General features: G+C 62.5%; 27 protein-coding genes and 2 tRNA genes. 18 read left to right on the top strand and 11 right to left on the bottom strand.

Features of this window, described 5'->3' with window-relative positions; genetic code table 11:
• Positions 1-162: 162 nt before the first annotated feature.
• From zwf to B9A23_RS01835, 6 genes are all read left to right on the top strand, one after another.
• Complete coding sequence (gene zwf, locus B9A23_RS01860) at positions 163-1,611, top strand: glucose-6-phosphate dehydrogenase (RefSeq protein WP_084277110.1); 1,449 nt, start codon at positions 163-165, stop codon at positions 1,609-1,611.
• The gene (locus B9A23_RS01855) at positions 1,604-2,230 is read left to right on the top strand and encodes a 6-phosphogluconolactonase (RefSeq protein ID WP_084277107.1); all 627 of its coding nucleotides are present in this window, start codon (positions 1,604-1,606) and stop codon (positions 2,228-2,230) included. The genes zwf and B9A23_RS01855 overlap by 8 nt, the downstream gene beginning before the upstream one ends.
• Entirely contained in the window at positions 2,227-4,050 is a 1,824-nt protein-coding gene (edd, locus tag B9A23_RS01850; RefSeq protein ID WP_084277106.1) for a phosphogluconate dehydratase, read from the top strand. Before B9A23_RS01855 ends, edd begins: the two co-directional genes overlap by 4 nt.
• Before the next feature lie 18 nt (positions 4,051-4,068).
• Positions 4,069-5,037 (top strand): glucokinase, encoded by a 969-nt coding sequence (locus B9A23_RS01845; RefSeq protein WP_084277104.1) that lies wholly within the window; start codon positions 4,069-4,071, stop codon positions 5,035-5,037.
• 132 nt (positions 5,038-5,169) lie between these two features.
• Complete coding sequence (locus tag B9A23_RS01840; protein WP_084277102.1) at positions 5,170-5,952, top strand: enoyl-CoA hydratase-related protein; 783 nt, start codon at positions 5,170-5,172, stop codon at positions 5,950-5,952.
• A 38-nt stretch (positions 5,953-5,990) separates the two neighbouring features.
• A complete protein-coding gene (locus tag B9A23_RS01835; RefSeq protein WP_084277100.1) occupies positions 5,991-6,437 on the top strand; it encodes a DUF488 domain-containing protein in 447 nt (148 codons plus the stop codon).
• Here the strand turns inward: B9A23_RS01835 and aroB are convergent.
• Both aroB and B9A23_RS01825 read right to left on the bottom strand, forming a co-directional pair.
• Positions 6,434-7,540, bottom strand: coding sequence for a 3-dehydroquinate synthase (gene aroB, locus B9A23_RS01830; protein ID WP_084277098.1), 1,107 nt, complete (start codon positions 7,538-7,540; stop codon positions 6,434-6,436). The two genes, B9A23_RS01835 and aroB, sit on opposite strands and share 4 nt — an antisense overlap.
• Positions 7,531-8,112: a shikimate kinase gene (locus tag B9A23_RS01825; protein WP_084277096.1), complete on the bottom strand. Its 582-nt coding sequence runs from the start codon at positions 8,110-8,112 to the stop codon at positions 7,531-7,533. The genes aroB and B9A23_RS01825 overlap by 10 nt, the downstream gene beginning before the upstream one ends.
• 88 nt (positions 8,113-8,200) lie before the next feature.
• On the opposite strand from B9A23_RS01825, the gene B9A23_RS22650 reads away from it, so the two are divergent.
• The 5 genes from B9A23_RS22650 to B9A23_RS01805 all read left to right on the top strand — a co-directional run bounded on the left by B9A23_RS22650 (position 8,201) and on the right by B9A23_RS01805 (position 13,715).
• Positions 8,201-8,338: a hypothetical protein gene (locus tag B9A23_RS22650; protein WP_176217839.1), complete on the top strand. Its 138-nt coding sequence runs from the start codon at positions 8,201-8,203 to the stop codon at positions 8,336-8,338.
• Positions 8,338-10,245, top strand: a complete 1,908-nt coding sequence (locus B9A23_RS01820; RefSeq protein ID WP_084277094.1) for a hypothetical protein — start codon at positions 8,338-8,340, stop codon at positions 10,243-10,245. The genes B9A23_RS22650 and B9A23_RS01820 overlap by 1 nt, the downstream gene beginning before the upstream one ends.
• Positions 10,246-10,249: 4 nt before the next feature.
• The gene (locus B9A23_RS01815; RefSeq protein WP_084277092.1) at positions 10,250-11,131 is read left to right on the top strand and encodes a tyrosine recombinase; all 882 of its coding nucleotides are present in this window, start codon (positions 10,250-10,252) and stop codon (positions 11,129-11,131) included.
• Between the two features lie 32 nt (positions 11,132-11,163).
• The gene (locus tag B9A23_RS01810) at positions 11,164-12,108 is read left to right on the top strand and encodes an acetyl-CoA carboxylase carboxyltransferase subunit alpha (protein WP_084277091.1); all 945 of its coding nucleotides are present in this window, start codon (positions 11,164-11,166) and stop codon (positions 12,106-12,108) included.
• Positions 12,109-12,233: 125 nt separating this feature from the next.
• Entirely contained in the window at positions 12,234-13,715 is a 1,482-nt protein-coding gene (locus B9A23_RS01805; RefSeq protein WP_084277089.1) for a M48 family metalloprotease, read from the top strand.
• A gap of 55 nt (positions 13,716-13,770) precedes the next feature.
• On the opposite strand, the gene B9A23_RS01800 is transcribed toward B9A23_RS01805, so the two are convergent.
• Entirely contained in the window at positions 13,771-13,968 is a 198-nt protein-coding gene (locus B9A23_RS01800; RefSeq protein WP_084277087.1) for a Flp family type IVb pilin, read from the bottom strand.
• A 111-nt stretch (positions 13,969-14,079) separates the two neighbouring features.
• Positions 14,080-14,262, bottom strand: a complete 183-nt coding sequence (locus tag B9A23_RS22140; protein ID WP_139797282.1) for a Flp family type IVb pilin — start codon at positions 14,260-14,262, stop codon at positions 14,080-14,082.
• 42 nt (positions 14,263-14,304) lie between these two features.
• Here B9A23_RS22140 and B9A23_RS01790 point away from each other — a divergent pair, with 42 nt between their 5' ends.
• From B9A23_RS01790 to B9A23_RS01770, 5 genes are all read left to right on the top strand, one after another.
• Positions 14,305-14,784, top strand: a complete 480-nt coding sequence (locus B9A23_RS01790) for a (deoxy)nucleoside triphosphate pyrophosphohydrolase (RefSeq protein ID WP_368655921.1) — start codon at positions 14,305-14,307, stop codon at positions 14,782-14,784.
• Between the two features lie 15 nt (positions 14,785-14,799).
• Positions 14,800-14,876: transfer RNA gene (locus B9A23_RS01785), tRNA-Arg, on the top strand.
• Between the two features lie 36 nt (positions 14,877-14,912).
• A tRNA-Arg gene (locus tag B9A23_RS01780) sits at positions 14,913-14,989 on the top strand.
• Between the two features lie 361 nt (positions 14,990-15,350).
• On the top strand, positions 15,351-16,361 hold the full coding sequence (gene pdhA / locus B9A23_RS01775) for a pyruvate dehydrogenase (acetyl-transferring) E1 component subunit alpha (protein WP_254894958.1): 1,011 nt from the start codon (positions 15,351-15,353) through the stop codon (positions 16,359-16,361).
• A 1-nt stretch (position 16,362) separates the two neighbouring features.
• The gene (locus tag B9A23_RS01770) at positions 16,363-17,751 is read left to right on the top strand and encodes a pyruvate dehydrogenase complex E1 component subunit beta (protein ID WP_084277083.1); all 1,389 of its coding nucleotides are present in this window, start codon (positions 16,363-16,365) and stop codon (positions 17,749-17,751) included.
• Between the two features lie 74 nt (positions 17,752-17,825).
• Here B9A23_RS01770 and B9A23_RS01765 read toward each other — a convergent pair whose 3' ends face one another.
• The 6 genes from B9A23_RS01765 to B9A23_RS01740 all read right to left on the bottom strand — a co-directional run bounded on the left by B9A23_RS01765 (position 17,826) and on the right by B9A23_RS01740 (position 23,630).
• On the bottom strand, positions 17,826-18,491 hold the full coding sequence (locus B9A23_RS01765; protein WP_084277081.1) for a TadE/TadG family type IV pilus assembly protein: 666 nt from the start codon (positions 18,489-18,491) through the stop codon (positions 17,826-17,828).
• Positions 18,488-19,078 carry a TadE/TadG family type IV pilus assembly protein gene (locus tag B9A23_RS01760; RefSeq protein ID WP_084277079.1) on the bottom strand — a complete coding sequence of 197 codons (591 nt, stop codon included), beginning with the start codon at positions 19,076-19,078 and terminating at the stop codon, positions 18,488-18,490. Before B9A23_RS01760 ends, B9A23_RS01765 begins: the two co-directional genes overlap by 4 nt.
• Positions 19,078-20,916, bottom strand: coding sequence for a Tad domain-containing protein (locus B9A23_RS01755; RefSeq protein ID WP_217806570.1), 1,839 nt, complete (start codon positions 20,914-20,916; stop codon positions 19,078-19,080). The genes B9A23_RS01760 and B9A23_RS01755 overlap by 1 nt, the downstream gene beginning before the upstream one ends.
• A 214-nt stretch (positions 20,917-21,130) precedes the next feature.
• Positions 21,131-21,565: a TadE/TadG family type IV pilus assembly protein gene (locus B9A23_RS01750; RefSeq protein ID WP_176217838.1), complete on the bottom strand. Its 435-nt coding sequence runs from the start codon at positions 21,563-21,565 to the stop codon at positions 21,131-21,133.
• 2 nt (positions 21,566-21,567) lie between these two features.
• Positions 21,568-22,044, bottom strand: a complete 477-nt coding sequence (locus B9A23_RS01745) for a TadE/TadG family type IV pilus assembly protein (RefSeq protein WP_084277074.1) — start codon at positions 22,042-22,044, stop codon at positions 21,568-21,570.
• Positions 22,041-23,630, bottom strand: a complete 1,590-nt coding sequence (locus tag B9A23_RS01740) for a pilus assembly protein TadG-related protein (protein ID WP_176217837.1) — start codon at positions 23,628-23,630, stop codon at positions 22,041-22,043. The genes B9A23_RS01745 and B9A23_RS01740 overlap by 4 nt, the downstream gene beginning before the upstream one ends.
• A gap of 330 nt (positions 23,631-23,960) precedes the next feature.
• On the opposite strand from B9A23_RS01740, the gene B9A23_RS01735 reads away from it, so the two are divergent.
• Together B9A23_RS01735 and B9A23_RS01730 are read left to right on the top strand one after the other, a co-directional pair.
• A complete protein-coding gene (locus B9A23_RS01735) occupies positions 23,961-24,395 on the top strand; it encodes a hypothetical protein (RefSeq protein WP_084277070.1) in 435 nt (144 codons plus the stop codon).
• 101 nt (positions 24,396-24,496) lie between these two features.
• Complete coding sequence (locus B9A23_RS01730) at positions 24,497-24,970, top strand: EF-hand domain-containing protein (protein ID WP_084277069.1); 474 nt, start codon at positions 24,497-24,499, stop codon at positions 24,968-24,970.
• Positions 24,971-25,053: 83 nt separating this feature from the next.
• Here the strand turns inward: B9A23_RS01730 and trmFO are convergent, their stop codons facing one another.
• A complete protein-coding gene (trmFO, locus tag B9A23_RS01725) occupies positions 25,054-26,421 on the bottom strand; it encodes a methylenetetrahydrofolate--tRNA-(uracil(54)-C(5))-methyltransferase (FADH(2)-oxidizing) TrmFO (RefSeq protein ID WP_084277482.1) in 1,368 nt (455 codons plus the stop codon).
• Between the last annotated feature and the right edge of the window lie 7 nt (positions 26,422-26,428).

The following is a 26,428-nucleotide window of genomic DNA, read 5'->3' as shown; positions in this document are numbered from 1 at the left end:
GATTGCGCTCAGGTCTGTTGCGTTGCACAATCCCGATTGCCGCTTCCGTGCATAGCTATCCGGCATACATATGCGTGATGCCCGGCGGCGCATAAGGGTCTAGGGCGTTCGCCATCAGGCAGGCGCCGTCTGGATTGCACTGCCCAAGGGAGAATTGCGTCGATGATCGAAACCAGTTGCTCGGCCTTGCTGCTGTTCGGCGCAACCGGGGACCTTTCGCGGCGCATGCTGCTGCCTTCGCTCTATGCCTTGCACGAGGACGGGTTGATCCGGCCAGACCTGCGTATCGTCGGCACCGCGCGATCCGAGCATGACGATGCCGAGTTCCGCGAATTTGCCCGCGCTGCCCTTGCCGAATTCCTGCCCGAAGACAGGCGCGACGAGGAGAAGCTGGCAAGCTTCCTGGAGCGACTGGAGTACCAGACGCTCGATGCGTCGAACGTCGATGGCTTTGGCGCACTGGCGGAGAAGCTTGGCGATACATCGTGCGGCCTGTCGATCTTCCTGTCGACGGCGCCGTTCCTGTTCGAGCCCACCATCGAAGGCCTGAAGCGCGCAGGTCTCGCCCATGCCAACGTGCGGATCGGGCTTGAAAAGCCGCTGGGCAACGACCTCGCATCGTCGACGCGGATAAACGACGCAGTCGCCGGCGCCTTTGCCGAGGAACAGATCTTCCGGATCGACCATTACCTCGGCAAGGAAACGGTCCAGAACCTCATGGCACTGCGCTTTGCCAACATGATGTTCGAACCGTTGTGGAATGCAGGCGGCATCGATCATGTGCAGATCACGGTCAGCGAGACGGTCGGCCTCGAAGGGCGCAAGGGCTTCTACGACGATACCGGCGCGCTGCGCGACATGGTGCAGAACCACATGCTGCAATTGCTGGCGCTGACCGCGATGGAGCCGCCCGCCAGCCTTGATGCCACTTCGATCCGCGACGAGAAGGTCAAGGTGCTGCGCGCGCTTCGCCCGGTGAAGGCCGAGGAGATGGTGCGCGGGCAATATCGCACCGGCGCGGTAAAGGGGGCTTCGGTCGCCGGGTATCAGGAAGACCTGGGCGAGCCTTCGGATACCGAGACGTTCGTGGCGATCAAGGCGCACGTCGACAACTGGCGCTGGACCGGTGTGCCGTTCTATTTGCGTACCGGCAAGCGCCTGGCCGAGCGGCGCAGCGAGATCGTCGTCGAGTTCAAGCAGGTGCCGCACAACGTCTTTGCCGAGCGCGGCGGACGAATTCGCGCGAACCGCCTGGTGATCCGTCTGCAGCCCGAGGAATATGTGCGGCTGCAGGTGATGGCCAAGGAGCCGGGGCTGGACCGCGGCGGCATCGTGCTGCGCGAGGTCAATCTGGATCTGTCGCTGACCACAGCCTTCGCCAAGGCGCGCCGCCGCATTGCCTATGAGCGGTTGCTGCTCGACCTGATCGAAGGCGAGCAGACGCTGTTCGTCCGCCGCGACGAGGTGGAAGCGCAGTGGAAATGGGTCGACGCCATCCGCAAGGTTTGGGCTGACTCCGAAATGGAAGCCCGGCCCTATGCCGCCGGGTCATGGGGCCCCAATGCGGGCATCGCCCTGACCGAGCGGGACGGGAGAAGCTGGAATGACTGATCGCGTACCGGCGAGCATACAATGGGCACAGCCCGGTGACGCTGCCGCAGTGGCTGAACATATTGCGCGCGTGGTTTCAGGATCGGGAACGAAGCGTATTGCCTTTACCGGCGGGTCCACGCCGATCAAGGTGCTGGCATTGCTCAAGGATCGCCCGCTCGATTGGGCGAGCGTGACCATTGCGCTTACTGACGATCGCAGGGTTGCGGACGACCACCCCGCCAGCAACTTCGGCAAGATCCATGCGGCGCTTGGGCAATCCGGTGCGAAGTTCGAGCGTCTCGAGGAAGGCGCAGCAGTGGCTCCTTTCGATCTCGTATGGCTCGGCATGGGCGAGGATGGCCACGTCGCTTCGCTGTTTCCCGAGATGACAGCGCATGTCCGCCCTGGTCCTGCAGTGATCGCAACCACCCCGATCCCGCTACCACCCGAAGCGCCTTTCGACCGGTTTACCCTCAATGAAAAGGCGCTGAAGTCGACAAGGGAGATCATCCTTGTCGTGACGGGTGCCTCGAAGAAGGCGCTGCTCGATGCAGCGCTTGGCGGTGATGCGCGTTATCCCGTCACCGATTTCCTGCGCGGCTACGGCCCGCCCGTGACCATATACTGGAGCGAATGATGCCCTTGAATCCGATTGTCGAGCGCGTCACCCAACGCATCATCGAGCGTTCGCGGCCGACGCGTGCCGCCTATCTTGATCTGATCGAACGCTCGCGCGAGAAAGGTCTCAACCGCCCGCAGCTCTCGTGCGGAAACCTCGCCCATGGCTTTGCCGCATCGGGTGAGGACAAGACCCTTATCAAGAGCGGCAAGGCGATGAACATCGGCATCGTCACCGCTTACAACGACATGCTCTCGGCGCATCAGCCCTATGGCCGCTACCCCGAGCAGATCAAGATCTTCGCCCGCGAGGTCGGCGCGACTGCGCAGGTCGCAGGCGGCGTGCCGGCGATGTGCGACGGCGTGACGCAGGGGCAGGATTCGATGGAACTGTCGCTGTTCAGCCGCGACAACATCGCGATGGCAGCGGTCGTCGGCCTCAGCCATGCCATGTTCGAAGGTGCGCTGCTGCTCGGCATCTGTGACAAGATCGTGCCCGGCCTGCTGATCGGCTCGTTGCGCTTCGGCCACCTGCCCACCATCCTCGTCCCCGCCGGCCCGATGCCAAGCGGTCTTCCCAACAAGGAAAAGGTTCGCATCCGCCAGCTCTATGCCGAGGGCAAGGTCGGGCGCGACGAGCTGCTCGAGAGCGAAAGCGCCAGCTATCATTCGCCGGGCACTTGCACGTTCTATGGCACCGCCAACTCCAACCAGATGATGATGGAGATGATGGGCCTGCACATGCCGGGGTCCAGCTTCGTGCAGCCTGGCCTGAAGCTGCGCCAGGAACTGACCCGCGCCGCCGTCCATCGCATTGCTCAGATCGGTTGGAACGGCGACGATTATCGCCCGCTCGGCTTGTGTGTGGATGAAAAGGCGATCGTCAATGCCATTGCCGGGCTTCTGGCAACGGGCGGATCGACCAATCATGTCATTCACCTTCCTGCCATCGCCCGTGCCGCCGGAATCCAGATCGATTGGGACGACATGGACGAATTGAGCCGCGCCGTACCGCTGATTGCCAGCGTCTATCCCAATGGCGCAGGCGACGTGAACGCCTTCGCCGCAGCCGGCGGCATGCCCTATGTCATCCGCGAACTGATCGGTGCCGGCCTTGCCCACGCCGACATCATGACCGTCTATGGCAAGTCTCTCGAAGAAGGCGCGCAGGAGCCGGTGATGGACGGGGATGCGCTGAAGTGGTTGCCTGCTCCGCAGGAATCGGCAGACGACAAACTGCTGCGCCCGGTGAATGCGCCGTTCCAGGCAGAAGGCGGTTTCCGCTTGCTCAAGGGCAATCTTGGCCGTGGCACGATCAAGGTCAGCGCAGTCGATCCTTCGCGGTGGACGATCGAGGCGCCGTGCCGTGTATTCAGCAACCAGAACGATGTGCTGGCGGCATTCAAGGCCGGCGAGCTGGAGAGGGACGTCGTTGTTGTCGTGCGTTTCCAGGGGCCGGCCTCCAATGGCATGCCGGAACTGCACAAGCTGACCCCGCCGTTGGGCGTGCTTCAGGATCGGGGATTCAAGGTGGCACTCGTTACCGACGGCCGCATGTCGGGTGCCTCGGGCAAGGTCCCTGCTGCAATTCACGTCTCGCCGGAGGCAAAGCTTGGCGGACCGCTTGCCCGCTTGCGCGATGGCGATGTGGTGCGGGTCAGCGCGGACACGGGCGAGCTGGTCGCGCTGGTTGCGGATGCGGAATGGGCCGCGCGCGACGAAGCGGCTGCTCCCGAAAGCGGCCTTGGCGTCGGGCGCGAACTCTTTGCGCTGATGCGCCATTACTCGGACCCAGCGGAGCGTGGCGGATCAGCCATGCTGGCAGCGGCCGGGCTCTAAGGTTTTCAGGGGGACAGGATGCAAGTTGTAGCCGTCGATATTGGCGGGACGCACGCGCGCTTCGCCATCGCTGAAGTTGCCAATGGCAGAGTGCTTTCGCTGGGCGAAGCGGTCACCCTCAAGACTGCCGAGCATGGCTCATTTCAATTGGCCTGGGAAGACTTCGGCCGCATCGTCGACGCCCCGCTGCCCAAGGCGGCAGCAATCGCCGTGGCGGGGCCGGTGGGCGGCGAAGTGATCCGCTTCACCAACAACCCATGGATCATCCGGCCAGCGATGATCCCCGAGAAGCTTGGTGCCGACCAGTATGTCGTGGTGAATGACTTTGCCGCCGTCGCCCATGCGGTGGCGCAGGCAGATGATGAACATTTCATCCACCTGTCGGGACCCGACAGCGAGCTTCCGGCCAAGGGCGTGATCAGCGTCGTGGGGCCGGGCACGGGGCTTGGCGTGGCGCAACTGTGGCGCGACGAGGGTTGCTACAGGGTGCAGCCTACCGAAGGTGGCCACATCGACTACGCGCCGCTCGACGCGATCGAGGACGCGATCCTGGCGGGTCTGCGCAAGCGCCATCGCCGTGTCTCGGTGGAGCGCGTGGTGGCTGGCCCCGGCATTGTCGATATCTACGAAGCGCTGGCGCTTATCGAAGGCCGCCCTTACACGCCGCGGACGGACCGCGAACTGTGGGAACTGGGCACTTCGGGGCAGGATAGCCTGGCGGCCGCCGCCGTGGACCGCTTCTGCCTCTCGCTCGGCAGCGTGGCGGGAGATCTTGCCCTTGCTCACGGCGCTACCGGAGTAGTCATGGCGGGCGGACTTGGCTTGCGGATCAAGGACACGCTCACCCGATCCGGTTTTGCCGACCGGTTCCGGGCAAAGGGCCGGTTCGAGGGCTTGATGGCAGCCATCCCCGTCAAGTTGATCACGCATCCGCAGCCCGGACTGTTCGGAGCGGCAGCCGCATTTGCGCAGGCCTATCCCGCGTAGGGCCAGGCAATCCGGGCACGCTCCTACCTGGCAACTTAATCGGGCAATTAATTTTTGGTGGATTCATCCGCGCAAGCCGGTATCCCTCTGTCTGACGCATGAACAGCAGATGCGACAGGAGAAGGTGCCCAGATGGATTACGAGACCATTCGCGTCGAGCGCATTGGCGACGTGCTCAAGATCGTGCTCAACCGGCCGGAGCGACTGAACGCCTGTCCGCCTAACATGGCACTCGAAATTGCTGATGCCGTGGGCGACGTTGGTGGTGCGCGTGCGGTGCTGATCACGGGCGAAGGCCGTGCCTTCTGTTCCGGAGCCGATCTTGCCGCACGCGGCGAACGTTCGGTAAGCGGCGGGAGGGGCGCCTACAACTCGCTGACGCAGGCCTACAACCCGCTGATGATGACGTTGGCGCACCTGCCGGTGCCTCTGGTCACGGCGGTAAACGGCCCGGCAGCAGGCGTCGGCTGCTCCATCGCGCTGGCTGCCGATTTTGTGCTGGCCGGTCGCAGCGCCTATTTCCTCCAGGCTTTCGTGAACATAGGCCTCGTGCCCGACGGTGGCGCATCGTGGATGCTCACTCGGCTGGTCGGCAAGGCGCGCGCGACGGAGATGATGATGCTCGGCGAAAAGATCGGGGCAGACAAGGCGCAGGACTGGGGTCTGATCTACCGGGCCGTGGACGATGCCGACCTGCAGGACGAGGCGCTGGCCTTGGCAACCCGGCTTGCGGCAGGGCCGTCGGTCGCGCTTGGCGTGATGCGCCAGAACATCGCAAGGGCTCTCGAGACAGACTACGCCAACGCGCTGCTGAGCGAAGCCCAAGGCCAGTGGAAAGCCGGTGACAGCGCAGATGCGTCGGAAGGTGGCAGGGCGTTCCTCGAAAAACGCAAGCCGGCGTTCAAAGGCGCTTAACCGCTTGATCTGACTGTCAAAGGCCCCACCTTGGCGGTATGAGCAAGCGGAAGATCTGGACGATCGGTTATGAGCAGGCAACTGTACCTGCAGTGATGTCGGCCCTGCGTGAAGCCGGAGTGGAAGTGCTCGCCGATGTGCGCGCACTGCCACTCTCGCGCCGGCCGGGCTTTTCGAAGACAGCACTGGCTGCCAATGCGCGCGAGGCCGGGATCGACTATGTCCACTTTCGTGCCTTGGGCACGCCGGCCGAGGGCAGGGCTGCAGCCCGCCGCAACGATCATGCTGCGCTGGAAAGGATCTACGAGGGGCAACTGGAATTGCCCGAAGCGATCGCTGCCGGAGCGCAGCTTGCCGACCTGGCGCAACAACGCAACGTCGCCTTGCTATGCTACGAGCGCGAAGCGCACGGTTGCCACCGGACCTTGTTGCGCCGGGCCGTCCTGCCTGATTTCGAAGTGGTCGACCTGACGCCTGAAAATTAGGCCCGCAATTGCTCGTCGAGGAAAGCGGCAACCTCGGCAAGATCGACATCCTTTGCCAGGAACGTCTGGCCGATGCCCCGCATGAGCAGGAAGGGCAGGGTACCCGCATCCATCTTCTTGTCGTGCAGCATGTGGTCGGCCAAACGCTTGCCATCACACGAGATGCCCAGCGCCGAAAGCGAGGCTGGCAGCCCCACTGTGCCGATATGCGCGGCAATGCGCTCGGCGTCCTGGCCGCGCATCAACCCCTGCCGGGCCGAAAATCGCGCGGCCAGTACCATCCCTAGCGCGACACCTTCGCCGTGGAGCAGACGTTCGGAAAAGCCCGTTTCCGCTTCCAGCGCGTGGCCAAAGGTGTGGCCAAGGTTGAGCAGTGCCCGCGTCCCAGTGGTTTCCTTCTCGTCCGCAGCGACGATGCGGGCCTTGGCCGCAACGCTGCGGGCAATGGCGGTTTCGCGTGCAACGCTGCCACCCGCCAGGATGCCGGCAGCATTGGCCTCGCACCATTCAAAGAAGGCCGCGTCGTCGATCAGGCCGTATTTCGCGACTTCGGCATAACCGGCGCGCGTATCGCGCAGGGGCAGCGTATCGAGCGCCGACGGATCTGCAAGAACCAGCGAGGGCTGGTGAAACGCACCGACAAGGTTCTTGCCCGCCGGCGTATTGATGGCAGTCTTCCCGCCAACGCTGGAATCCACCTGCGCCAGCAAGGTTGTTGGTATCTGGATGAAGCCGCAACCGCGCTTGACCATCGAGGCTGCAAATCCGGTGAGATCGCCGATCACGCCACCGCCAAGCGCGACGACATTGTCCTTGCGCTCGGTCTCGAGGTCCAGAAGGAAATCAACGACCCGGGCAAGCTGCTCGCAGCTCTTGGTGCTCTCACCGGCTGGCAGAACCAGCCATTCGGGCCTGATGCCGACAGCCTCGAAGGAGGCCCCGACGATGCCTTGCCAGCTGGCTGCCACGTTTGCATCCGTGACGATGGCAACCCGGTCCTTGCGAATGAAAGGGCGGCAGTGCTGGCCCGCGCGCGCAAGAAGTCCGGCTTCGATGCGCACCTCATAGGGAGCGCCGGCAATGTCCACGGGAATTACAGCCATTCGTCGATTGCCTTGAGTATGGCGCAGGCGGTGACCTGGTGTGGTTGAGCCGCGCTGACGACGCGGATGTGTGCCTGCGAATAGAACTGTTCGCGTTCGGCCTTGAGCCGGGTGATGATTTCGCGCGGATCACCAGTGCGCAGGAGAGGGCGGTTGTCCTTGCGGCCTACCCTGGCCACCAGCGTATCGACATCGCTGTCGAGCCAGACCGCGATGCCGTTCTGCAGGATCTCCGCCCGCGTCGCCGGATCGCAGAAAGCACCGCCCCCTGTCGACAGGACCTTGCGATCGACATGGCGGCCGGCGCCGAGCAGGCGGGCAATCACCCTTCGCTCACCACTGCGGAAATAAGGTTCGCCATACGTCGAGAAAATTTCCGGGATCGGCATCTGCGCCGCTTGCTCGATCTCTTCGTCGGCATCGAGGAAGGGCAGGTGCAGCAACGAGGCCAGCTTTCGTCCGACCGTGGTCTTGCCAACGCCCATCATGCCCACAAGCACCACAGGCCGGTCGATCCGCCGCGCAATACGGCCGATTTCCGCTGGACTGAGGATGGCCACGTCATGTTCCATTGCCGCGCCGCCTATACTTGCGCTAGTGCCGGTTGCAAGTATCGCCTGCGGATCGGGATATCCCGGCTGCAAAACCGGATGCGTTCAGATGAAGAAGCTTGCCGTGGCCGGCGCGGTCGTGCTGGTCGCCTTGATTGCAGCAGCGTGGGTAAAGGGTGGAAGCCAGCAGATGCATTGGATCGAACAACCCGTGACGCAAAGCGCAGCGCAGGGCGGGTCCAAGTGATGCGGCGGACTGGTCTTCTGCTGGGCGGGGCAGCATTGCTTGTCACGGCAGCCAGTGCGCTGACCGCGCAGGAATCGCTGCTTCCACCAGGTTTTGACAATCCAGCCCCGGCACGGCCGGCACCGCAACGCACGGCTGCGCCGGCACCTGCAAGATCTTCCGCCGCAACCCCCGCGCGCACCGCACAGGCGTCGCCAGAAGCGGCGTCTGCGCCGGTTTCTGCCAGCACACCGGTTGTCCAACCAGTTCCGGGACAGCCCGGAGGCGGAGACCTTGCTCCAGTATCGGCTGCGGGCGGCATCAGCGATCAGGCGCTGCTTGATTCGATCGACCCCGCCCTGCTTGCCAAGCTCATCGATTCCGCACGCCCGAAGTATGACATTCCCCCGGCAGGGCAGCGCAGCCTCGATGCCGTAGGCATTATTGCAGAAGGCGATGGCGGGCTGCCGGTCACTTCCACCCATTTCGTCAACGGCAGCTTCGTCGAGGGCGTGCTCGCCAAGACGAATGGCCGCTTCGTCTCGCGCTGGGGCCATATCCTCGCACGACGTGTTCTGGCCAGTCGGCTGGCCACACCTGTCGGCATGAACGGTGCGGACTGGGCAGCGGCCCGCGCGCAACTCCTCCTGCGCATGGGCGAGGCCGATCTCGCCCGCTCGATGGTACAGTCGGTTGACAGCGGCAACTTCACTCGAAGCCTCGAAGATGCCGCGATGGGCAGCTTCCTTGCCACTGCCGATCCCGTGGGCCTGTGTCCGATCACCGCCCTCACGGCGGCACGCCGGCCGGGATGGGATTGGGATCTTGCCCGTTCGATCTGCTCGGCGTTCAGCGACGAGGGTTCGACGGCCATGTCGCAGCTTGATCGCGCCCTGCGCCGAGGCGCCGGGGCCAAGATCGACATCCTTCTGGCGCAGAAGTTTGCAGGAGCGGCAACAAATGCCCGCCGCGCTGTAAAGATCGAATGGGATGGGGTTGAATCCCTCACCCCGTGGTCCATCGGCCTGTCGTTCGCAACCGGCCTCGAACCGCCGCAGCAACTGCGCGACAAGGCTGGAGCTCCCTACAGCCTTCTCGCAGTTCGCGCACCGATGCTTCCGCTTGCATCGCGTGCCCAAGCCGCTGACGTGGCGGCCGCTCGCGGGCAGCTTTCGGCTCGGGCCATGGTCGATCTATACAGCGAACTGTATGCGCTGCGGGAAGGGGAAGGGGCCGACGAACAGGCCAACGATTGGTCTTCGCGCGCTGAAAAGCTGCGCTCTGCCTATACCGCAGCCAGTGCGACGGATCGCGTCGACGCCATTCGTTCGGTTTGGGGTGACGCCCAAGATGCCGACCGTGCCTATGCCGGCCTGGTCATGACGGCCTATGCGGCGGCGAGGGTCGTCCCGGCCGAAGCGCTCGCCGATCAGGCCGCGCCGCTTATCTCGTCCATGCTGGCGGCAGGGCTCGATCGCAATGCACTGAAGTGGGCGCCGTGGTGTCCGGTGGGTAGCGAGGCGTGGGGGCTGCTGGTTCTGGCAAATCCCGGACGCGCAAACAATGTCAGTGCCGAAGCGCTTCGATCCTTCCGCGATGGCGATGATTCTTCCGATACGCTCCGCTCGCGCTTTCTGCTTGCTGGCGTGATGGGTCTCGGGCGGGTTGATGCCGGGGCAGCGCGCGATTTCGCCGGAACGCTGGGCGTCGATTTCAATCGCCAGACCCGATGGACCAGGGCGATCTCCGACGCTGCCGGATCGGGCAACCCGGCGCTTGTGGGCATGCTGGCAGCGTTCGGCATGCAAAGCGACCGCTGGGACAAGATGACGCCGCTGCATCTGTACCACATCGTTTCTGCCCTTAACCGCGTCGGACTCGATGCCGAGGCGCGGATGATTGCAGCAGAAGCCGTTTCGCGCGTGTGACCAAGTGAAGGCAACGGCAGAACCGGCTGTCGAAGGTTTCCTGGCCATGCTCGCCGCGCAGCGAGGTGCGGCAGCCAACACACTCGCGGCGTATCGCCGTGATCTTGCTGGCGCTGCTGAAGCCATCGGCCCGCTCGAACGCGCCACTACTGACCAGATCGCCAAACTGGGCACGGTCTGGGCTGACCTTGCTCCATCATCCCTGTCGCGCAAGTCTTCGGCGCTGCGGCAGTTTTTCGGGTTCATGGTGGACGAGGGGATGCGTGCGGATGATCCGTCATCGGCGCTTCCACGGCCCCGCGCGCGAAGGCCACTTCCCCGCCTGCTCTCGCACGAACAGGTAGCGGCTCTTTTTCTTACCGCCGAGAGCGAAGCAGCGGGTGGGGAGCCGGAAAAGCGGCGTATGCTGGCCTTGCTCGAATTGCTTTACGGATCAGGCCTGCGTGCAACCGAACTCGTCTCGCTGCCCCTGGCGGCCATTCCGAGAGATGCGCCCTTCCTGACGATCGCGGGCAAGGGCGGCGTGCAGCGCATGGTGCCGATCTCGACTCGCGCCATCAAGGCCCTCTCCGACTGGCTGTTGGCGCGGGGCAAAGGCGGACGCTTCGTGTTTCCCAGCCCGCGCGGCGGTCATCTGTCGCGGGTGCGGCTTTTTCAACTGCTGCGCGATCTGGCGCTCAGGGCCGGGATCGATCCGGTAAAGGTCAGTCCGCACGTGCTGCGTCACGCCTTTGCCACGCACCTTCTTGAAGGCGGGGCCGATCTGCGCGTTCTCCAGACCCTGCTCGGCCACGCCGATATCGCGACCACGCAGATCTACACCCACGTCGACGCATCGCGGCTTGTGGCGCTTGTCAACCAGCGCCACCCCCTTGCGCGCAGTTGACCAAATCATCCCTCCGGCCTAGCGGAAGCGCCATGATTTCCTATCTCGAGTTCGAAAAGCCGGTCGCAGCGCTCGAAGCCCGCATCGCCGAGTTGCGCGAAACTGCGCAGTCGGGCGACATCGACATTGCGTCTGAAATCCGCCGCCTTGAAAGCAAGTCGGGCGAACTGCTCGCCAGCACCTATCGCGCGCTGACGCCTTGGCAAAAAACGCAAGTCGCGCGTCACCCGGCGCGTCCGCATTTCCGCAATTATGTCGAGAACATCTTCACCGATTTCATGCCGTTGGGCGGGGATCGCCTGTTCGGCGAAGATCAGGCGATAATCGGCGGATTTGCGAAGCTCTCGGGCCGGCGCGTCATGCTCATCGGTCACGAGAAGGGCAATGACACGCAAAGCCGCCTTCGCCACAACTTCGGCATGGGCAAACCTGAAGGCTACCGCAAGGCAGTGCGCCTGATGGAAATGGCCAGTCGATTCGGCCTGCCGGTGGTAACACTGGTGGACACGTCCGGCGCGTTTCCCGGCGTCGAAGCGGAAGAGCGTGGGCAGGCCGAAGCGATCGCCCGCTCCACCGAAGCCTGCCTTGCCCTTGGCGTACCGATGGTCGCCACCATCGTGGGTGAGGGCGGCTCTGGCGGCGCCGTCGCCTTGGCAAGCGCCGAGCGGGTGCTGATGTTCGAACACGCCGTCTACTCGGTGATCTCGCCTGAAGGCTGCGCATCGATTCTCTGGCGCACTTCTGAAAAGGCAGCAGACGCTGCCGAAGCGATGAAGGTAACCGCGCAGGACCTGCTGGCGCTTGGCGTGATCGACCGCATCGTGCCAGAACCGATGGGTGGTGCGCACCGCGATCCCGTGGCAGCCAGTGCGACCTTGGGCAAGGCCATCGCCGAGGAACTTGACGCGCTTTCGGGCAAATCGGCCGACGAGTTGCGCCGCCTTCGGGCAGAGCGATTCCTCCAGATCGGCGGCTGACCTTCTCCCGCCATCTGGCGTGCGGGAACCCAATTTGCGACAGAACGATTGTTCGACCGTGTTCAAGGTGACGCGGCGCGATCGTTCGCGTGCGTTTGCCTCATACCTTGTTTGGGGAGATTGGAATGCCAGCTTATCGTCCGTCGCGCGCCTTGGTGCTTTCGACAGCAGTCATTGCGGCTGTCACACTGCAGGCCTGTGCCAGCCAGGCGGGGAGCCCTGCCACCGCACAGAGCGGAACGACAGCGATCAGCGCTTCCGACAAGCGCCAAGGGGCAGAAGCGCATCCGCAGTTGCTTCAGGAATTCGGCGGGGCGATGACCGGGCCTCAGGCCGCTTATGTCGAAAAGATCGGCAAGGATATCGCGGTGCAGTCGGGCCTCAGCAACGCCCGCGGCGATTTTACGGTGAGCCTGCTGAACTCACCTGTGAACAACGCTTTCGCCATTCCTGGCGGCTATGTTTATGTCACGCGCCAATTGGCCACCCTGATGAACAACGAGGCAGAACTTGCCGGCGTCCTGGGGCATGAAGTCGGCCACGTTGCTGCGCGTCATGCGCAAAAGCGGCAGAGCGCGGCGCAGCGCAACAGCATTCTTGGCGCGCTTGGCACGCTCCTCTCCGGCGCTATTCTTGGCAATGGCTCGCTCGGCCAGCTCGGCCAGCAGATCTTCTCGTCCGGCAGCCAGTTGCTGACGTTGAAGTATTCGCGCGGGCAGGAAACCGAAGCAGACAATCTCGGGATAACCTACCTCCAGCGCGCAGGGTACGATCCGCGCGCCATGTCCACCGTGCTGCAAAGCCTTGCTGCGCAGAACACCCTTGATGCCAGCCTGAAGGGGACGGCCAATCAGGTTCCGGAATGGGCCAGCACGCATCCCGATCCTGCCTCGCGCGTGCGGGCCGCGCTTGCCAAGGCCGGCTCGCGGACGGGGATTACGAATCGCGACGTCTTCCTGGCGGGTGTCAACGGGCTGACCTATGGCGATGACCCGGCGCAGGGAATCGTCGATGGCTCGCGCTTCACCCACCCGACGCTTCGGCTTGGCTTCACGGCCCCGAATGGCTTCTACATGGTCAATGGGACCCGCGCGGTCTCGATTTCGGGCCAGAGCGGGAAGGGCGAGTTCTCGACCGCGACCTACAACGGCAGCCTTGAAAACTACGTTCGCACCGTATTCGCCGGGCTTTCCAGCCAACAGCAGCTTGCGCCTTCCACGATCGAACGGACGACGGTGAACGGCATTCCGGCAGCTTACGGCGCCGCACGCGTCAACAGCGGCAACGGCCAGGTTGATGTGGTGGTGTTCGCCTATGAATTCGGGCCCAATCAGGCGTATCATTTTGCCACGATCAGCCAGGCGGGGCAGGCCAGCCAGTTCGATTCGATGTTCCGCTCGATCCGCCGGCTCAGCGCGACAGAGGCCTCTGCTGTCAAACCGCGCCGCCTTTCGGTCGTCACTGTAAAATCCGGCGACACCTTGCAGTCGCTTTCGGCGCGCATGGCCTACACCGACCGGCCTTTGGAGCGCTTTCTGGTGCTTAACGGCTTGTCTTCGACCAGCCGTCTGACTCCGGGTCAGAAAATCAAGCTGGTAGTCTATTGACGCAAAAAAGGGGCGGATACCGAGTATCCGCCCCCTTCAAGCGCGTAATCAGGAATTACGGAGTGGTCGTGATCGGACCAGCCGTCTTGGCGTCCTGCATCTCGGTGCTGACCTGACCGAAGGTTTCGGTCAGCGAGGTGCCGAGCTGGCTCATGGCGCCGATGGCGGCCACGGCGACGAGGGCAGCGATCAGGCCGTATTCGATGGCGGTTGCACCTTCGTTGTCGGCGAGCAGATTGCGGAAAAGCTTCATGTTCGGTCTCCTAGAGTATCGGTCTTCTTTTTCCCGTCTCGCCCCAACTTTGTCCCCGGAGCGAGCATTCGCATTGTTACTTAGCAAAACCTAAGAAGGGGTTAAGCCAAGTCACTTCTTCAGCACTTTCTCGGCAGTGTTTTCGTTTACCGATCTCCACATGTCGTACATGGCAGCCGAGAACGATTTCATGCCGAAGGTCATCACCATGCCGATGCATGCGATGAGCAGGCCATATTCGATGGCCGTAGCGCCGCTTTCATTACGGAAGATTTTCCGAAACAGGGTCTTCATGATCTTTCCCAAGGATTGCGGCTGAGTGGTTTCTACTGATGGGTGCCTAAGAAAAGGTTGATAGAGGTGGCGGCATTGGAAGAATTGTCGACAGTCCAGGTCGTGGTTGCTCTCGCTTTGTGCGGGCCGGACAGAAAAGTGCTTTTGCAGCAGAGGCCTGCGGGAAAGGCCCATGGCGGCCTGTGGGAGTTTCCAGGCGGCAAGGTCGAAGCGGGCGAATCGTGCGAATCGGCGCTTGTAAGGGAAATCGACGAAGAGCTGGGCATAGGGCTGGCCGAGCCGGATCTCGCGCCGGCAGCATTTGTCACCGGCAGCGGACCGCGCGGACGTCCGCTCGTGCTGCTGCTTTACACATGCGCAAGATGGACAGGCGAGCCGACCGCGCGTGAGGACGGAGCCGCCGTTGCCTGGGCAGACCTTCACGCACTTGCCAGCTTTACGATGCCCCCTCTCGACATACCCCTGGCAAAAGCGTTGATTCGTTTTCAGGAAGGGGTTGCCAAAGCTGAATCGCCCCCGTAAAGGCGCGTCTCCCAAGCACCCGTAGCTCAGCTGGATAGAGCATCAGACTACGAATCTGAGGGTCGGACGTTCGAATCGTTCCGGGTGCGCCACTTCCCTCTCGAGGGTGGTGAGGGATGACATGGCAGGCACCCGTAGCTCAGCTGGATAGAGCATCAGACTACGAATCTGAGGGTCGGACGTTCGAATCGTTCCGGGTGCGCCACTTCCCAACTTCCGCAAACACAGCTTTCCCCTGGCGCCGCACATTCATGCGGCTGCAGGCGTGTGCGTGCGCGAACAACGAACCATAGCGGTTTGCGCAAATTGCATAGGTATCCACAAAAGGTTCGTTTCAACCGAACGTCGTTGCGAATGGCTCCTTGTCGGGTATAGGCAGAAGCGAAAGCGTTCCGGACGTTACGGAACACGAGGCTGCCAGAAAAGGATACCCAGACTTGGCCAAACCCGCCAGGCCCCGCGCCGCCAGATCGCCAGCTAAGCCCGCCCCTTCCGCAAATGCGGCTGCCGCGCCAGTGCAGGAGCCGATCATTGCATCGGACGTGGCCGAGGAAGCAGCCTTTGCCCTGCGCAGCCTTCAGCAAGCGCACGCAAACAACAAACGCTATGACGCCAGCGACGAGGAGCTGCTCAAGTTCTACGAGCAGATGGTCCTGATTCGGCGTTTCGAGGAAAAGGCCGGCCAGTTGTACGGGCTGGGTCTGATCGGCGGTTTCTGCCACCTCTACATCGGACAGGAAGCGGTTGCCGTTGGCTTGCAGTCGGCACTGAACGAAGGCCACGACAGCGTGATCACCGGCTATCGCGATCATGGTCACATGCTCGCCTACGGTATCGATCCCAAGGTCATCATGGCCGAGCTCACCGGACGCGGCGCGGGGATTTCGCGCGGCAAGGGCGGCTCGATGCACATGTTCAGCACCGAGCACAAGTTCTACGGCGGCCACGGCATCGTCGGCGCCCAGGTGCCGCTGGGGGCAGGGCTGGCCTTTGCGCACAAGTATCGCGGCGATGGCGGTGTTTGCATGGCCTACTTCGGCGATGGTGCTGCCAACCAGGGCCAGGTCTACGAAACCTTCAACATGGCTGCACTGTGGAAGCTGCCGATCATCTTCGTGGTCGAGAACAACGGCTATGCCATGGGCACCGCGGTCAAGCGTGGCTCGGCCGAAACGCACTTCTATCGTCGCGGCACCGCGTTCCGCATTCCCGGTATGGACGTCAACGGAATGGACGTGCTCGAAGTGCGCCAGGCAGCCGAAGTCGCGCTGGAATATGTGCGCGCAGGCAATGGCCCGGTGCTGATGGAGCTCAAGACCTATCGCTATCGCGGTCACTCCATGTCCGATCCTGCAAAGTATCGCAGCCGTGAGGAAGTGCAGGACATGCGCGACAATCACGATCCGATCGAAGGCGCCAAGGCCGAACTGTTGAAGCGCGGCGTGACCGAGGAAAAGATCAAGGAAATCGACAAGCGCATCCGCCAGGTCGTCGCCGAATCGGCGGACTTCGCCGAGACATCGCCCGAGCCGGACATGGCCGAGCTTTATACCGACGTGCTGGTGGAGACGTACTGAGATGGCAATCGAACTCAAGATGCCGGCACTCTCTCCCACGATGGAGGAAGGCACGCTGGCGAAGTGGCTGGTCAAGGCCGGCGATGAAGTGAAGTCCGGCGACATTCTTGCCGAAATCGAGACCGACAAGGCGACGATGGAATTCGAGGCCGTCGACGAGGGCACGATCGGCGAGATTCTCGTCGCCGAGGGTACGGAAGGCGTGAAAGTCGGCACCGTTATCGCCACGATCCAGGGCGAAGATGACGCTGCATCGCCTGCGCCTGCTGCGGCCCCGGCTGTCGAGCAGAAGGCTGCCGAGAGCGATGCGCCTGCCGGGCAGGACGCCAAGGCCAAGGCGGCGGCTGCCATTGCACCCAAGACCGATGCAAAGCCCGCCGCCGATCCGGAATTGCCCGCTGGCACCACGATGGTGCCGACCACGGTGCGCGAGGCGCTGCGTGATGCCATGGCCGAGGAAATGCGCAGCGACGACCGCGTCTTCGTCATGGGTGAGGAAGTCGCCGAGTATCAGGGTGCCTACAAGGTCACGCAAGGCCTGCTTGAAGAGTTCGGCCCGCAGCGCGTGATCGATACCCCGATCACCGAATACGGCTTTGCCGGCATCGGCACCGGCGCGGCCATGGGCGGCCTGCGTCCGGTAATCGAGTTCATGACGTTCAACTTCGCCATGCAGGCGATTGACCACATCATCAACTCTGCTGCCAAGACCAACTACATGTCGGGCGGCCAGATGCGCTGCCCGATCGTGTTCCGTGGCCCGAACGGTGCGGCCAGCCGTGTGGGTGCCCAGCACTCGCAGAACTATGGCCCGTGGTACGCCAGCGTGCCCGGCCTTGTCGTCATCGCGCCTTATGACAGCGCCGATGCCAAGGGCTTGCTGCGCGCAGCGATCCGCAGCGAAGACCCGGTCGTCTTCCTCGAGAACGAACTCGTCTACGGCCGCACGTTCGATGTGCCGCAGATGGACGATTTCGTCCTGTCGATCGGCAAGGCGAGGATCGTGCGTCCGGGCAAGGACGTGACCATCGTGTCCTACTCGATCGGTGTCGGTTTCGCGCTCGAGGCGGCCGAACAGCTGGCTGGCGAAGGCATCGATGCCGAGGTGATCGACCTGCGCACGTTGCGTCCGCTCGACAAGGAAACGGTGCTGGCCTCGCTTGCCAAGACCAACCGTCTGGTCGTGGCCGAAGAAGGCTTCCCGGTCTGCTCGATTGCCTCGGAAATCATCGCGATCTGCATGGAAGAGGGCTTCGATCATCTTGACGCCCCGGTCCTGCGCGTCTGCGACGAGGATGTACCGCTGCCTTATGCTGCGAACCTCGAAAAGGCCGCGCTGATCGACGCCGGCAAGATCGCTGCCGCCGTTCGCAAGGTCTGCTATCGCTGAGCTTCAGCCTTGTGGCGAAAACAGAAAAGGGGCGTCCCGCCGGGCGCCCCTTTTTTTCATGATGTAACGCCGGATCAGATCGCGTTGAAGACGTTGCAGCGTGCGACTGTGTCGGGTGATGCGGTGTTGCGCTGGTAGATCTGCGTCAGGTCACGATCGTCGCGGACATTGAAGGTGGCCGTGGTGCTGATGACTCTGTTTGGCACGAACCGGCTGCTCACCAGCGGCTGGTACTCATAACTGATCTCGACGAAGATGACCGCGTCTCCCTTTGATGCCGTCACCTCCTCGCCGGTCGGTCCCATGCCCTTCAACGACCCGTCCAGCCCGGTGCCTTCGCTTCCGTAGGCCGACTGCACGGTTCGCTTGCCCATGCATCGCTGCCAGTGGATGTACTGCGTGCTTTCCGACGATGGCACGACTTCGAGACTGCTGATGATCACGCGGCCATGTTCGAACAGATCCAGCTTGCCGCTCTGGATCTTGGCCCCCACCAGCATGTCGTTGATGTCGCTTTCATAGATGCGCAGCGATTCGAGCATGGACACGTCACCTATGCGCGATCCGTTGTCAGCGAGTTGCATGGCAAGCTGGCTGACCCGCATGTGCGTTACCGCCAGATTGCCCAGTTCCGCTCCCCACAAGCCGAGCGAAAGCATCACCGGCAGGCCAAGCGCGAACTCCACTGCAGCAACGCCGGAAACGCTGCGCGACAATCTGCGGCAAATCCCCGAAATCATGCGCAATTCCCCAGCTTGGCGTTGCTTCGTTGCAGGTCGTAAGGCTGGTTGCGCAGCACCGTGCTGGCCGTGCTGGTGACCACTTGCGGTAGTCCGATGAGCGACGCCATCGGGAACATCCGCGGGTACTTCATCGTCACCGTATAAAGAACCGCGTCGCGCGCGCCGCCAGCACCTTCCGTCCCCCGGTCCTGATCCCAGGCGCCATTGCCGTTGGCATCCTCGAATGCCTCGCCATCGTCGCAGACGTTGTTGCCGTTGGCATCGGTATAGTCTTCTCCCACGCCGACATCGCTGAAGTTGGCGTAGGATTTGCGCGTGAAGGTGAAGTCGGCCTTGGGAACAACCGGGCGCACCTCGTCGATTACAGCCTGGTTGATCTCAGCTACCCGGCTTGCCGCCCCTTCGACCGTCGAATTGCGCGCCGCTCTTTGCAGCGCGCCCTGCAGCATGGTGTTGGCATAAACCCCATAGCCCATGTCAAACAGACCGATCAGGGCCATGACCAGGACAGGAGCGATCATGGCGAACTCCACCGCTGCAACACCGGCGCGATCGCCCACCATGCTGCAAAGGCCACGGCGCATCACGTCGCCAACCTCAAATCGCCGATAGACTTCGCGATCTGCTCGAACGCGTCCTGCAGTTCGGCGGAGTTGCCGGCACTGAAGTAATGGCCAGGCCCGGCGCAATTGGTCATGATCGGATTGAGGTCGGTTCCGAACGCAACGAACCACACGGTAATGTTCTTCTTCTTGGTTGCCTCGCATATCCACGAAAAGCGGCTTTCGATGGTCTGCGTCAGCGTGCGCGACGAACTCGGGCTCCACCTTCGCTGGGAAAGCGGCTCGACCCCGTAGGAGCTGTAGCTGATGTCGAGCGACGAGGTCTGGCCATCGGTCAGGAAGATCAGGTGCCGGCTTGTCTTTTGCTTTGCCGAGGTATCCGCGTTTTCGGAGGCGAAGATACCGGTGGGCGAGAGCAGGCGGGCGGCCCACAACATGCCGATGTCGTGATAGGTGCTGCCGGCAGCGACAAGACTGTCGATGTAGGCATCGTAGCTGGCCTGCGTCCAGACCTGCAGCTTCTTGGCCACGGTCGGGCACGCTGCAAACCCGGCGACGCCCGGAGACAGAAACTCGTTGTTGGTTGAAACCGTCGCTGTCGTGAACGTTCCGGTCCCGTTCCAAAGGCGCGATCGCTCATAGATGACGTTGGGATACATCGGTCGCCACTGCGTGTCGGCATTCGAAGCGGAAGGCACGCGATCGATATCCAGGTCGATGGCGCGGCTGAGATCGACGTTGTCGTAGTCTGATATCTCGTAGGTCGACCGTTCCTCGATGCAGCCGTTGGAGGCCGTGCGCCAGTTCGACATGCCCAGCGTAACATCCTTGTACAGCCAGGAACTACCGGTCCCCAGACTTGGCTCTGTGATGTACTTGAACGTGTCGACGTAGTTGCTGAACGTCGTCGTCGACAGCGTGCAGGTGGAGCCCGAAACGCTGACGCTATATGCCTTGCCATTGCGCGTGCGATTGTAGGTATAGGTGGTGCGCGTCCCGCTGGGCTCTGTCACGGCCTGGCTTGTCGTGGACAGCAGCGTCGTCGAAGTCGTGACCGTATCCGCAGGCTTGGTGCAGGTGTAGGAACCGGCGCTCAGCGTGGCCGCAAAAGTCGATTGCGCGGTCGCGTTGGAACCTGACACCGGGGAGACGGCGCTGTAGTAGCCGTGGGTTCCGGAAGTGTTGTTCGTTCCAATCAGGGTGCGCGACGGATAGTTCCACGAGGAGACGACCCATTCGTCCTTCAGCAGCGGCCCCACCCGCACATTTGTCGAGTAGGGCACGAAGCCGTAGCGGATGCGGCTGCTCGGCTGCTTGGAATTTTCCATCGTGGTGAAGAAGCTCTTCACCACAGACTTGAGCACCGAGATCTTCGAGGAACTGTCGCCCGGGTTGGTTTCAGCCATCGATCCTGTCACGTCGAGGGCCATCATGATATCCGTGTTCGGGATCGTCAGTTCGGCGCGGCATTTGACTGCAATCGAAATCTCGTCTCGTCCGAAAAATTGCATGACGCTGGTCGGCAGGATGACAGAGGCATTCCCGCTGATGGAATTGTCGTCCTCGATCGCCATGTCGAAGGTGCGATCGATGGAACTGTAGATGCCGTCTGCGAAGTTCGCGTTGAAGAAACGATTGCCCTTTGTCGCGATCTGGCCGCCATCGGTGGCGGGGTCGAAACTGGTGATCGTGCCCAGTTCCTTGCGCGCACCGAGAACGCCTGCGTCACACGCCTGTTGCAGTCGGGATTCGACGAGATAGGCTCGGCCCATGTCGATGCTCGATCCGACAAGCGCCAGCATCGGAACGATGGCTATCGCAAAAATGGAAAGCGCATTGCCGCTTGTGTCAGTCGACACATCCTTCAGCAGTTTTGCAGAGCCGCCGAGGCAGCGCGCCAGCCGAAGCCGTTCTTCCGCAAGTTCTATTCGAGCCCCCATCATGAGGCAAGACTAAGGGCAAATACCTAAGATATGAGAAAAGAACCTTGGGTAACAAAGAATGAATCTTGCCCTTTGGATGCCCGCAGCTTGGGGAAAGATGGTTAATCGTTGCGCCGTGTTTGCGCAGAGATCACTCCGAGACCAGAAACAGCGATTGCGAGTATTTTATGGGAAATTCCGAATAGCCGATGACACTTAGCACCGTCGGAATGGCATAGACGATGTTGAGGGTCTTCTCTTTTGTGCCAGTCACGCGCGGTGTTGTGACATCTGCTATCTTGATGTCGAGCCGCGTGCCATCAAGCCCGTAGGCCTGGCCGGTCGCGATAGAGCGTGCATAGCTGACAAGCTGGTCGTTGGTCAGGTTATTGTCGGTCTGGTAGCTGACAACCGCATAACGCATAACCTCGAACGACACCGCGCGCATCGCGTTGTAGTTCTGCATCCCGATGCCGATCTGGAACACGCCGAGCATCAGCGTGAGCACCGTCGGCCCCAGCAGCGCGAACTCGGTCACGACCGACCCCGTCTTGTCGCGCACGAGCTTTGCGATGAACCTGGCCACGCTCACTTCTTTGTCCCCTGCGAGTACAGGATGTAGCGCTCGGCGCTGAGCGCGATAGTGGAACCCACCCCGAACTCGGTCCATAGCGGTACGTAGCTGTCAGTGATCTTCACGCGAATGTATCGGGAAACATTGGCCCCGGTCAGGCAGGTACTCTCCAGGGTCACGAAAGTGGTCGAGGCGTTGCAGCGATATGCCGCCTCTACGACGATCTGGCTTTGCGGCAGCCCTGTAGACGCCGCCACGATGCCCTTGAGGGTATCGCGCTTTGCACTCGTATCAGGCTCGGTGGCCAGTGCGACCGATTCTGCCACCGTCATCGCGCTCTGGATTTCACCCTGCCGCGCCACCAGCGAGCTGACCTGGTATGCACCCAGGCTGAAAAGGACCATGACCGGAGCAATGACGGCCGTCTCGATCGCCATGACGCCGGTGATGTCAGCCCGCAGGCCGCAACGAAAGCGCCGCCCGATCGTCATACGACCAGTTTCACCCGGCTGATTTCCTTGGCAACGACCGTGTCCTCCGTCACCCCAGTCGGGCAGAACGTCGACATGTTGGCAGTGCCGGAAATCGCGATGTTGTTTGCCGCGATCATCAGGCACTGGCTGGTCACCTTTGCCGTGCCAGTGAAATCGATGCTGCTGTTGGGCAGATATATCGTGCCATTCAGGACGGTAGATGAATTGCCATTGATCCTGCTGCGGTCAGTACCGGTGGAACTGCGATCTTCGAACACGAGCATTCCCGCCAGCGCGTTGGCGGTCGTCGCGGGAATGCCGCGGCTCGCAAGTTCCGAAGCCTGGATAGCGGTAAGATTGATGTTCGAACCACCGTTTATCTTGATGTAAGCACCGTTCTTCAGCACGAACATCACGCCGCTGCCGACCACCGCATACTGGCCGCTGATTTCCACACCACCACCGTCGATGATGTAGACGCCAGGAGCGAAGGTGGTGGCGCACGAAACCTTGATGCCGCCGGTGTAGATGCCCGGCTGTGCCGAGGCGAGGTCTGCTGTCGTCGTCTTGCTGAGGTTGGAAATCGTCGTTGCGACGACCGTTTCCATCTTTTCCCAGACGATGTTGTTGCCTGCCCCCTGGTTGGTCTGGGTCCACGTGGTCGTCGTGGTGTAAGTCGTTCCTGCAACGACAGTATTTTCGACGATCACATATGTATCGGTCGCGCTTGTCGTGTGATCCTTGTTGGCGTTCTTGTTGCCAGTAACCTGCGTTGTCGCCGTCTGCCAGGTCGCACCTTTCCAATAGGTATAGGTGACGGTGGTTTTCTTGTTGCGATCGGCGCGCGTGGTCGTCGTGCCCTTGACGCAGTAATAGTTCCTCGCAACCTGGCTCTCGACCGGATTGGGCGGTGTCAGAGAGGCGAAGGGATCGAACAGGCCCTCAAGATAATCGTGCACTTCGGCATCGGTATAGACGTTGAACCAGTCGTCGATCCCGCCGCGTGACAGCACCCAGCCTGCATCGATGCTGGGACTGCCGTTGACGATGATCGAAGTGCTCGACGAAGACAGTGCCGCAATGCCGCAGCGCGCCGTCAGGATCGACGTGCCGCCGATCGTGACCGCGCCGCTGTCGTCGGCATCGAGCGCCAGCAAGCATGATGTGAAATCGGTGCCCGCGGTGTACGCAGCCTGCGCCGATGCACTGACGGTCGTGCCCTTGCCGGTGAGGAAGCTCGAGAAGGGCAATCTGTCCGAGACCGAAGCGCTCACCGAGACGCTATTGTTGGTGCCGCCGGCGTAGTTGTTTAGCTTGATCGTCGGTGCAGCGTCCACGATATCCTTCGTCACGCCGATGTTGGCATCGAACTCCTGCTTCGCGCGGATCGCGTAGTTGGCGCGCGATGCGCTCTGGGTGCGGGCCCAGGCACCGGCCAGCGCCGCCTGATCGACCGCAAACTGCAGTTCGCGCTTCCACATGTACCATTGCGCGGTATCCACGGCGAAGCCGGCACCGCCAATGAAGGCGGGCATTCCCATGGCGAGCAGCAGGGTCGCGTTGCCACTGGTCTGCCGCCCCAGGCGCCGCAGCAGCGACGGCAACTGTGCAAGAGATCGAATTGCTGAGAACATCCTGCTAGCGTCTCTTCGGTTTGTCGTCGGCGATGCGAACTGTATTCCGCGAGTCGTTCATTAAAACGTCGTGATTTTTTCATCTTGAAGCCATGTGGTTTACGCTGCGTTAAAAGGTAGGTGTTGTGCGAAGGGTATCGATTAATGTCGGCTAAACCATTGGAAGTCGCACAAAACCTGGATGAAGTATCTCGCCTGGCACTCATGTACGCCCCGAATTCTGCCCGGGATGCCTGGGCGGCGCTCCTGCTTCTGGACCGCCGATTGGCGGAATCAGCACCTTCCGGACGCGAGCCATTAATGATTCAGATCCGGCTCGCATGGTGGCGGGACCGCTTGCTGGAGGACAGTGCGGCCTGGCCCAGCAGCAAGCCGGTGCTTCAATGCCTGCGGGCGTGGAACGGCCAGCACAAGTCCCTGGTCGGCCTGGTTGACGGCTGGGAAGCGGCCGTCATCGGCGAGGACGGCGGCGCCGATCTGCGTGCAGCGCGCGTCGAGGCTTTCGTCGCACTGGCCCGCTTGCTTGGCGTCAGCCGGCTTGATGCGGTGCGTGAGGTCGCGTTGCAGACAGTCGATCCTGAAAGGCGGGCGCTTGCGCGCCATCGCATGCCCCGCTCGATGCGTCCGCTCGCCGTATTGCGCACCTTCGCGCAACGCGACGCGGCGCAGGACAAGAAGAACAGGGCCCTGCTCGACATGATGCGCATCGTGCGGGCCGGGATGCTGGGCTGGTAGTCGCCCGGCCAGTCTGATTGCGCCAAACTTGCAGCATCTGCCCATGCCATTGCGGCGCTTGCCCCTTACCCTGCCTGCTGTTTTTGGCGGGACATCTCTGCATGGTTCGAGGTTTGCTTGGCGGTCTTGGCGCGCTGCTTCTGGCGGCTGCCGGCGTATTCTGGTGGCAGGGGAGGGCGGAGACCACTTTCGGTGAAGTTGCACCATTGGCGGTCAGTAGTGCCGAAGTTGCCGAACCGGAGGACCTGCCAAGCGCAGATGTCGATGGCCTGGTCGGTGTGGCCCCGCCCGAGGCGACCGTGGTCGGCAAGGAGACACGCCGCTTCAACCTTGTCGACAAGGACCGCGATGGCCGGATCAGCCGCGTCGAGATGCTCAGCCAGCGCGCCAAGGCTTTCCGCAAGCTCGACAAGGATGGCAACAACCTGCTGACGTTCGAGGAGTGGGCCTATGCCACGGTCGACAAGTTCAAGGGTGCCGATGCCAACGCCGATCTGTTCCTGACGCGCGAGGAGTTCGCGACCACCCGGCCCAAGGACAAGCCCAGGGTCACGCAGAAGTGCTCCTGCAAATAAGCCCGAGGTGAAGGGTAGGTCAGGGGCAGGTGAAGGGCATGTGGGCAACAGGTTCGGGCTGCCAACGTGCCTGTCGCGGCAGCTCAGGCCAGGGTTTTGACCCAGTCTGCCATGTCCACCTTCGCGCGCTCGGTATAGGCTTCCTTGCGCTGCTTCTTCTTGACGTCATGCAGCGGTGGAAACAGCCCGAAGTTGACGTTCATGGGCTGGAAGCTGTCGGCCTCGGCATCGCCGGTGATGTGCGAAAGCAGCGCGCCTAGCGCGGTGGTCGCGGGAGGGGGTGTCCAGTCCCGCCCTGCGATCTGTGCTGCCGCCATCAGCCCTGCCAGCATTCCAACCGAGCCGCTCTCGACATAGCCTTCGCAGCCGGTGATCTGTCCGGCGAAGCGGATGTGCGGGGCCGACTTCAGGCGGAGTTGCCGGTCGAGCAGGGTTGGCGAATTGAGGAACGTGTTGCGGTGCAGACCGCCGAGCCGCGCGAACTCGGCATTCTCCAACCCGGGGATCGTGCGGAAGACGCGGACCTGTTCGGCGTGTTTGAGCTTGGTCTGGAAGCCGACCATGTTCCACAACGTGCCAAGCTTGTTATCCTGCCTCAACTGCACCACCGCATAGGGCCAGCGTCCGTTGGGATGTTCCGCCGTCGCCCAGTGCGGATTGTCGAGGCCGACCGGCTTCATCGGGCCGAATCGCAGGGTTTCCACGCCGCGCTCGGCCATGACTTCCACCGGCATGCAGCCGTCGAAGTAGGGGGTGTTCGCCTCCCACTCCTTGAACTCGGTCTTCTCGCCTGCCAGCAGCTCCTCGCGGAAGGCGAAGTACTGGTCCTTCGTCATCGGGCAGTTGATATAGTCGCGCCCGTCGCCGCCCATGGCAAGCGAGGCTTCCGCGCCCTTGTCCCACCGCGAGGCCATCCAGGCGACGTCCATGTTGATGGAATCGCGATAGACAATGGGGGCGATGGCATCGAAGAAAGCGAGGCTGTCGGCGCCCGTCGCACCGCCGATGCTCTGGGCAAGCGCGGGGGCGGTGAGAGGCCCGGTGGCGATGATCGTCAGTCCGTCGGTGGGCAGCGTGTCGACCCGTTCGCGCACCAGTTCGAGGCTTGGTTGCGCTCGCAGGGCGGCTTCGACTTCAGCCGAGAACACGTCGCGGTCGACCGCCAGCGCCGAACCGGCCGGTACGCGCGCCTTGGCGGCTGCTGCCATGAGCAGGCTGTCGCACGCGCGCATTTCGTGGTGAAGCAGGCCAACGGCGTTCTTCTCGTCATCGTCGGAGCGGAACGAGTTGGAGCAGACCAGTTCGGCCAGGCCGTCGCTGTTGTGGGCCGGAGTGGTATCCCCGCCACCGCGCATTTCCGAAAGGCGCACGCGAATGCCGCGCCGCGCAAGTTGCCATGCGGCTTCGCTTCCGGCCATGCCGCCGCCGATGATGTGAACCTGATGCGTCATGCCTGCG

It is taken from the genome of Novosphingobium sp. B1 (assembly GCF_900176395.1).
Classification (GTDB): Bacteria; Pseudomonadota; Alphaproteobacteria; order Sphingomonadales; family Sphingomonadaceae; genus Novosphingobium.
The sequence above is the reverse complement of the archived record's forward strand: the minus strand, read 5'-3'. Positions and strand labels throughout refer to the sequence as shown.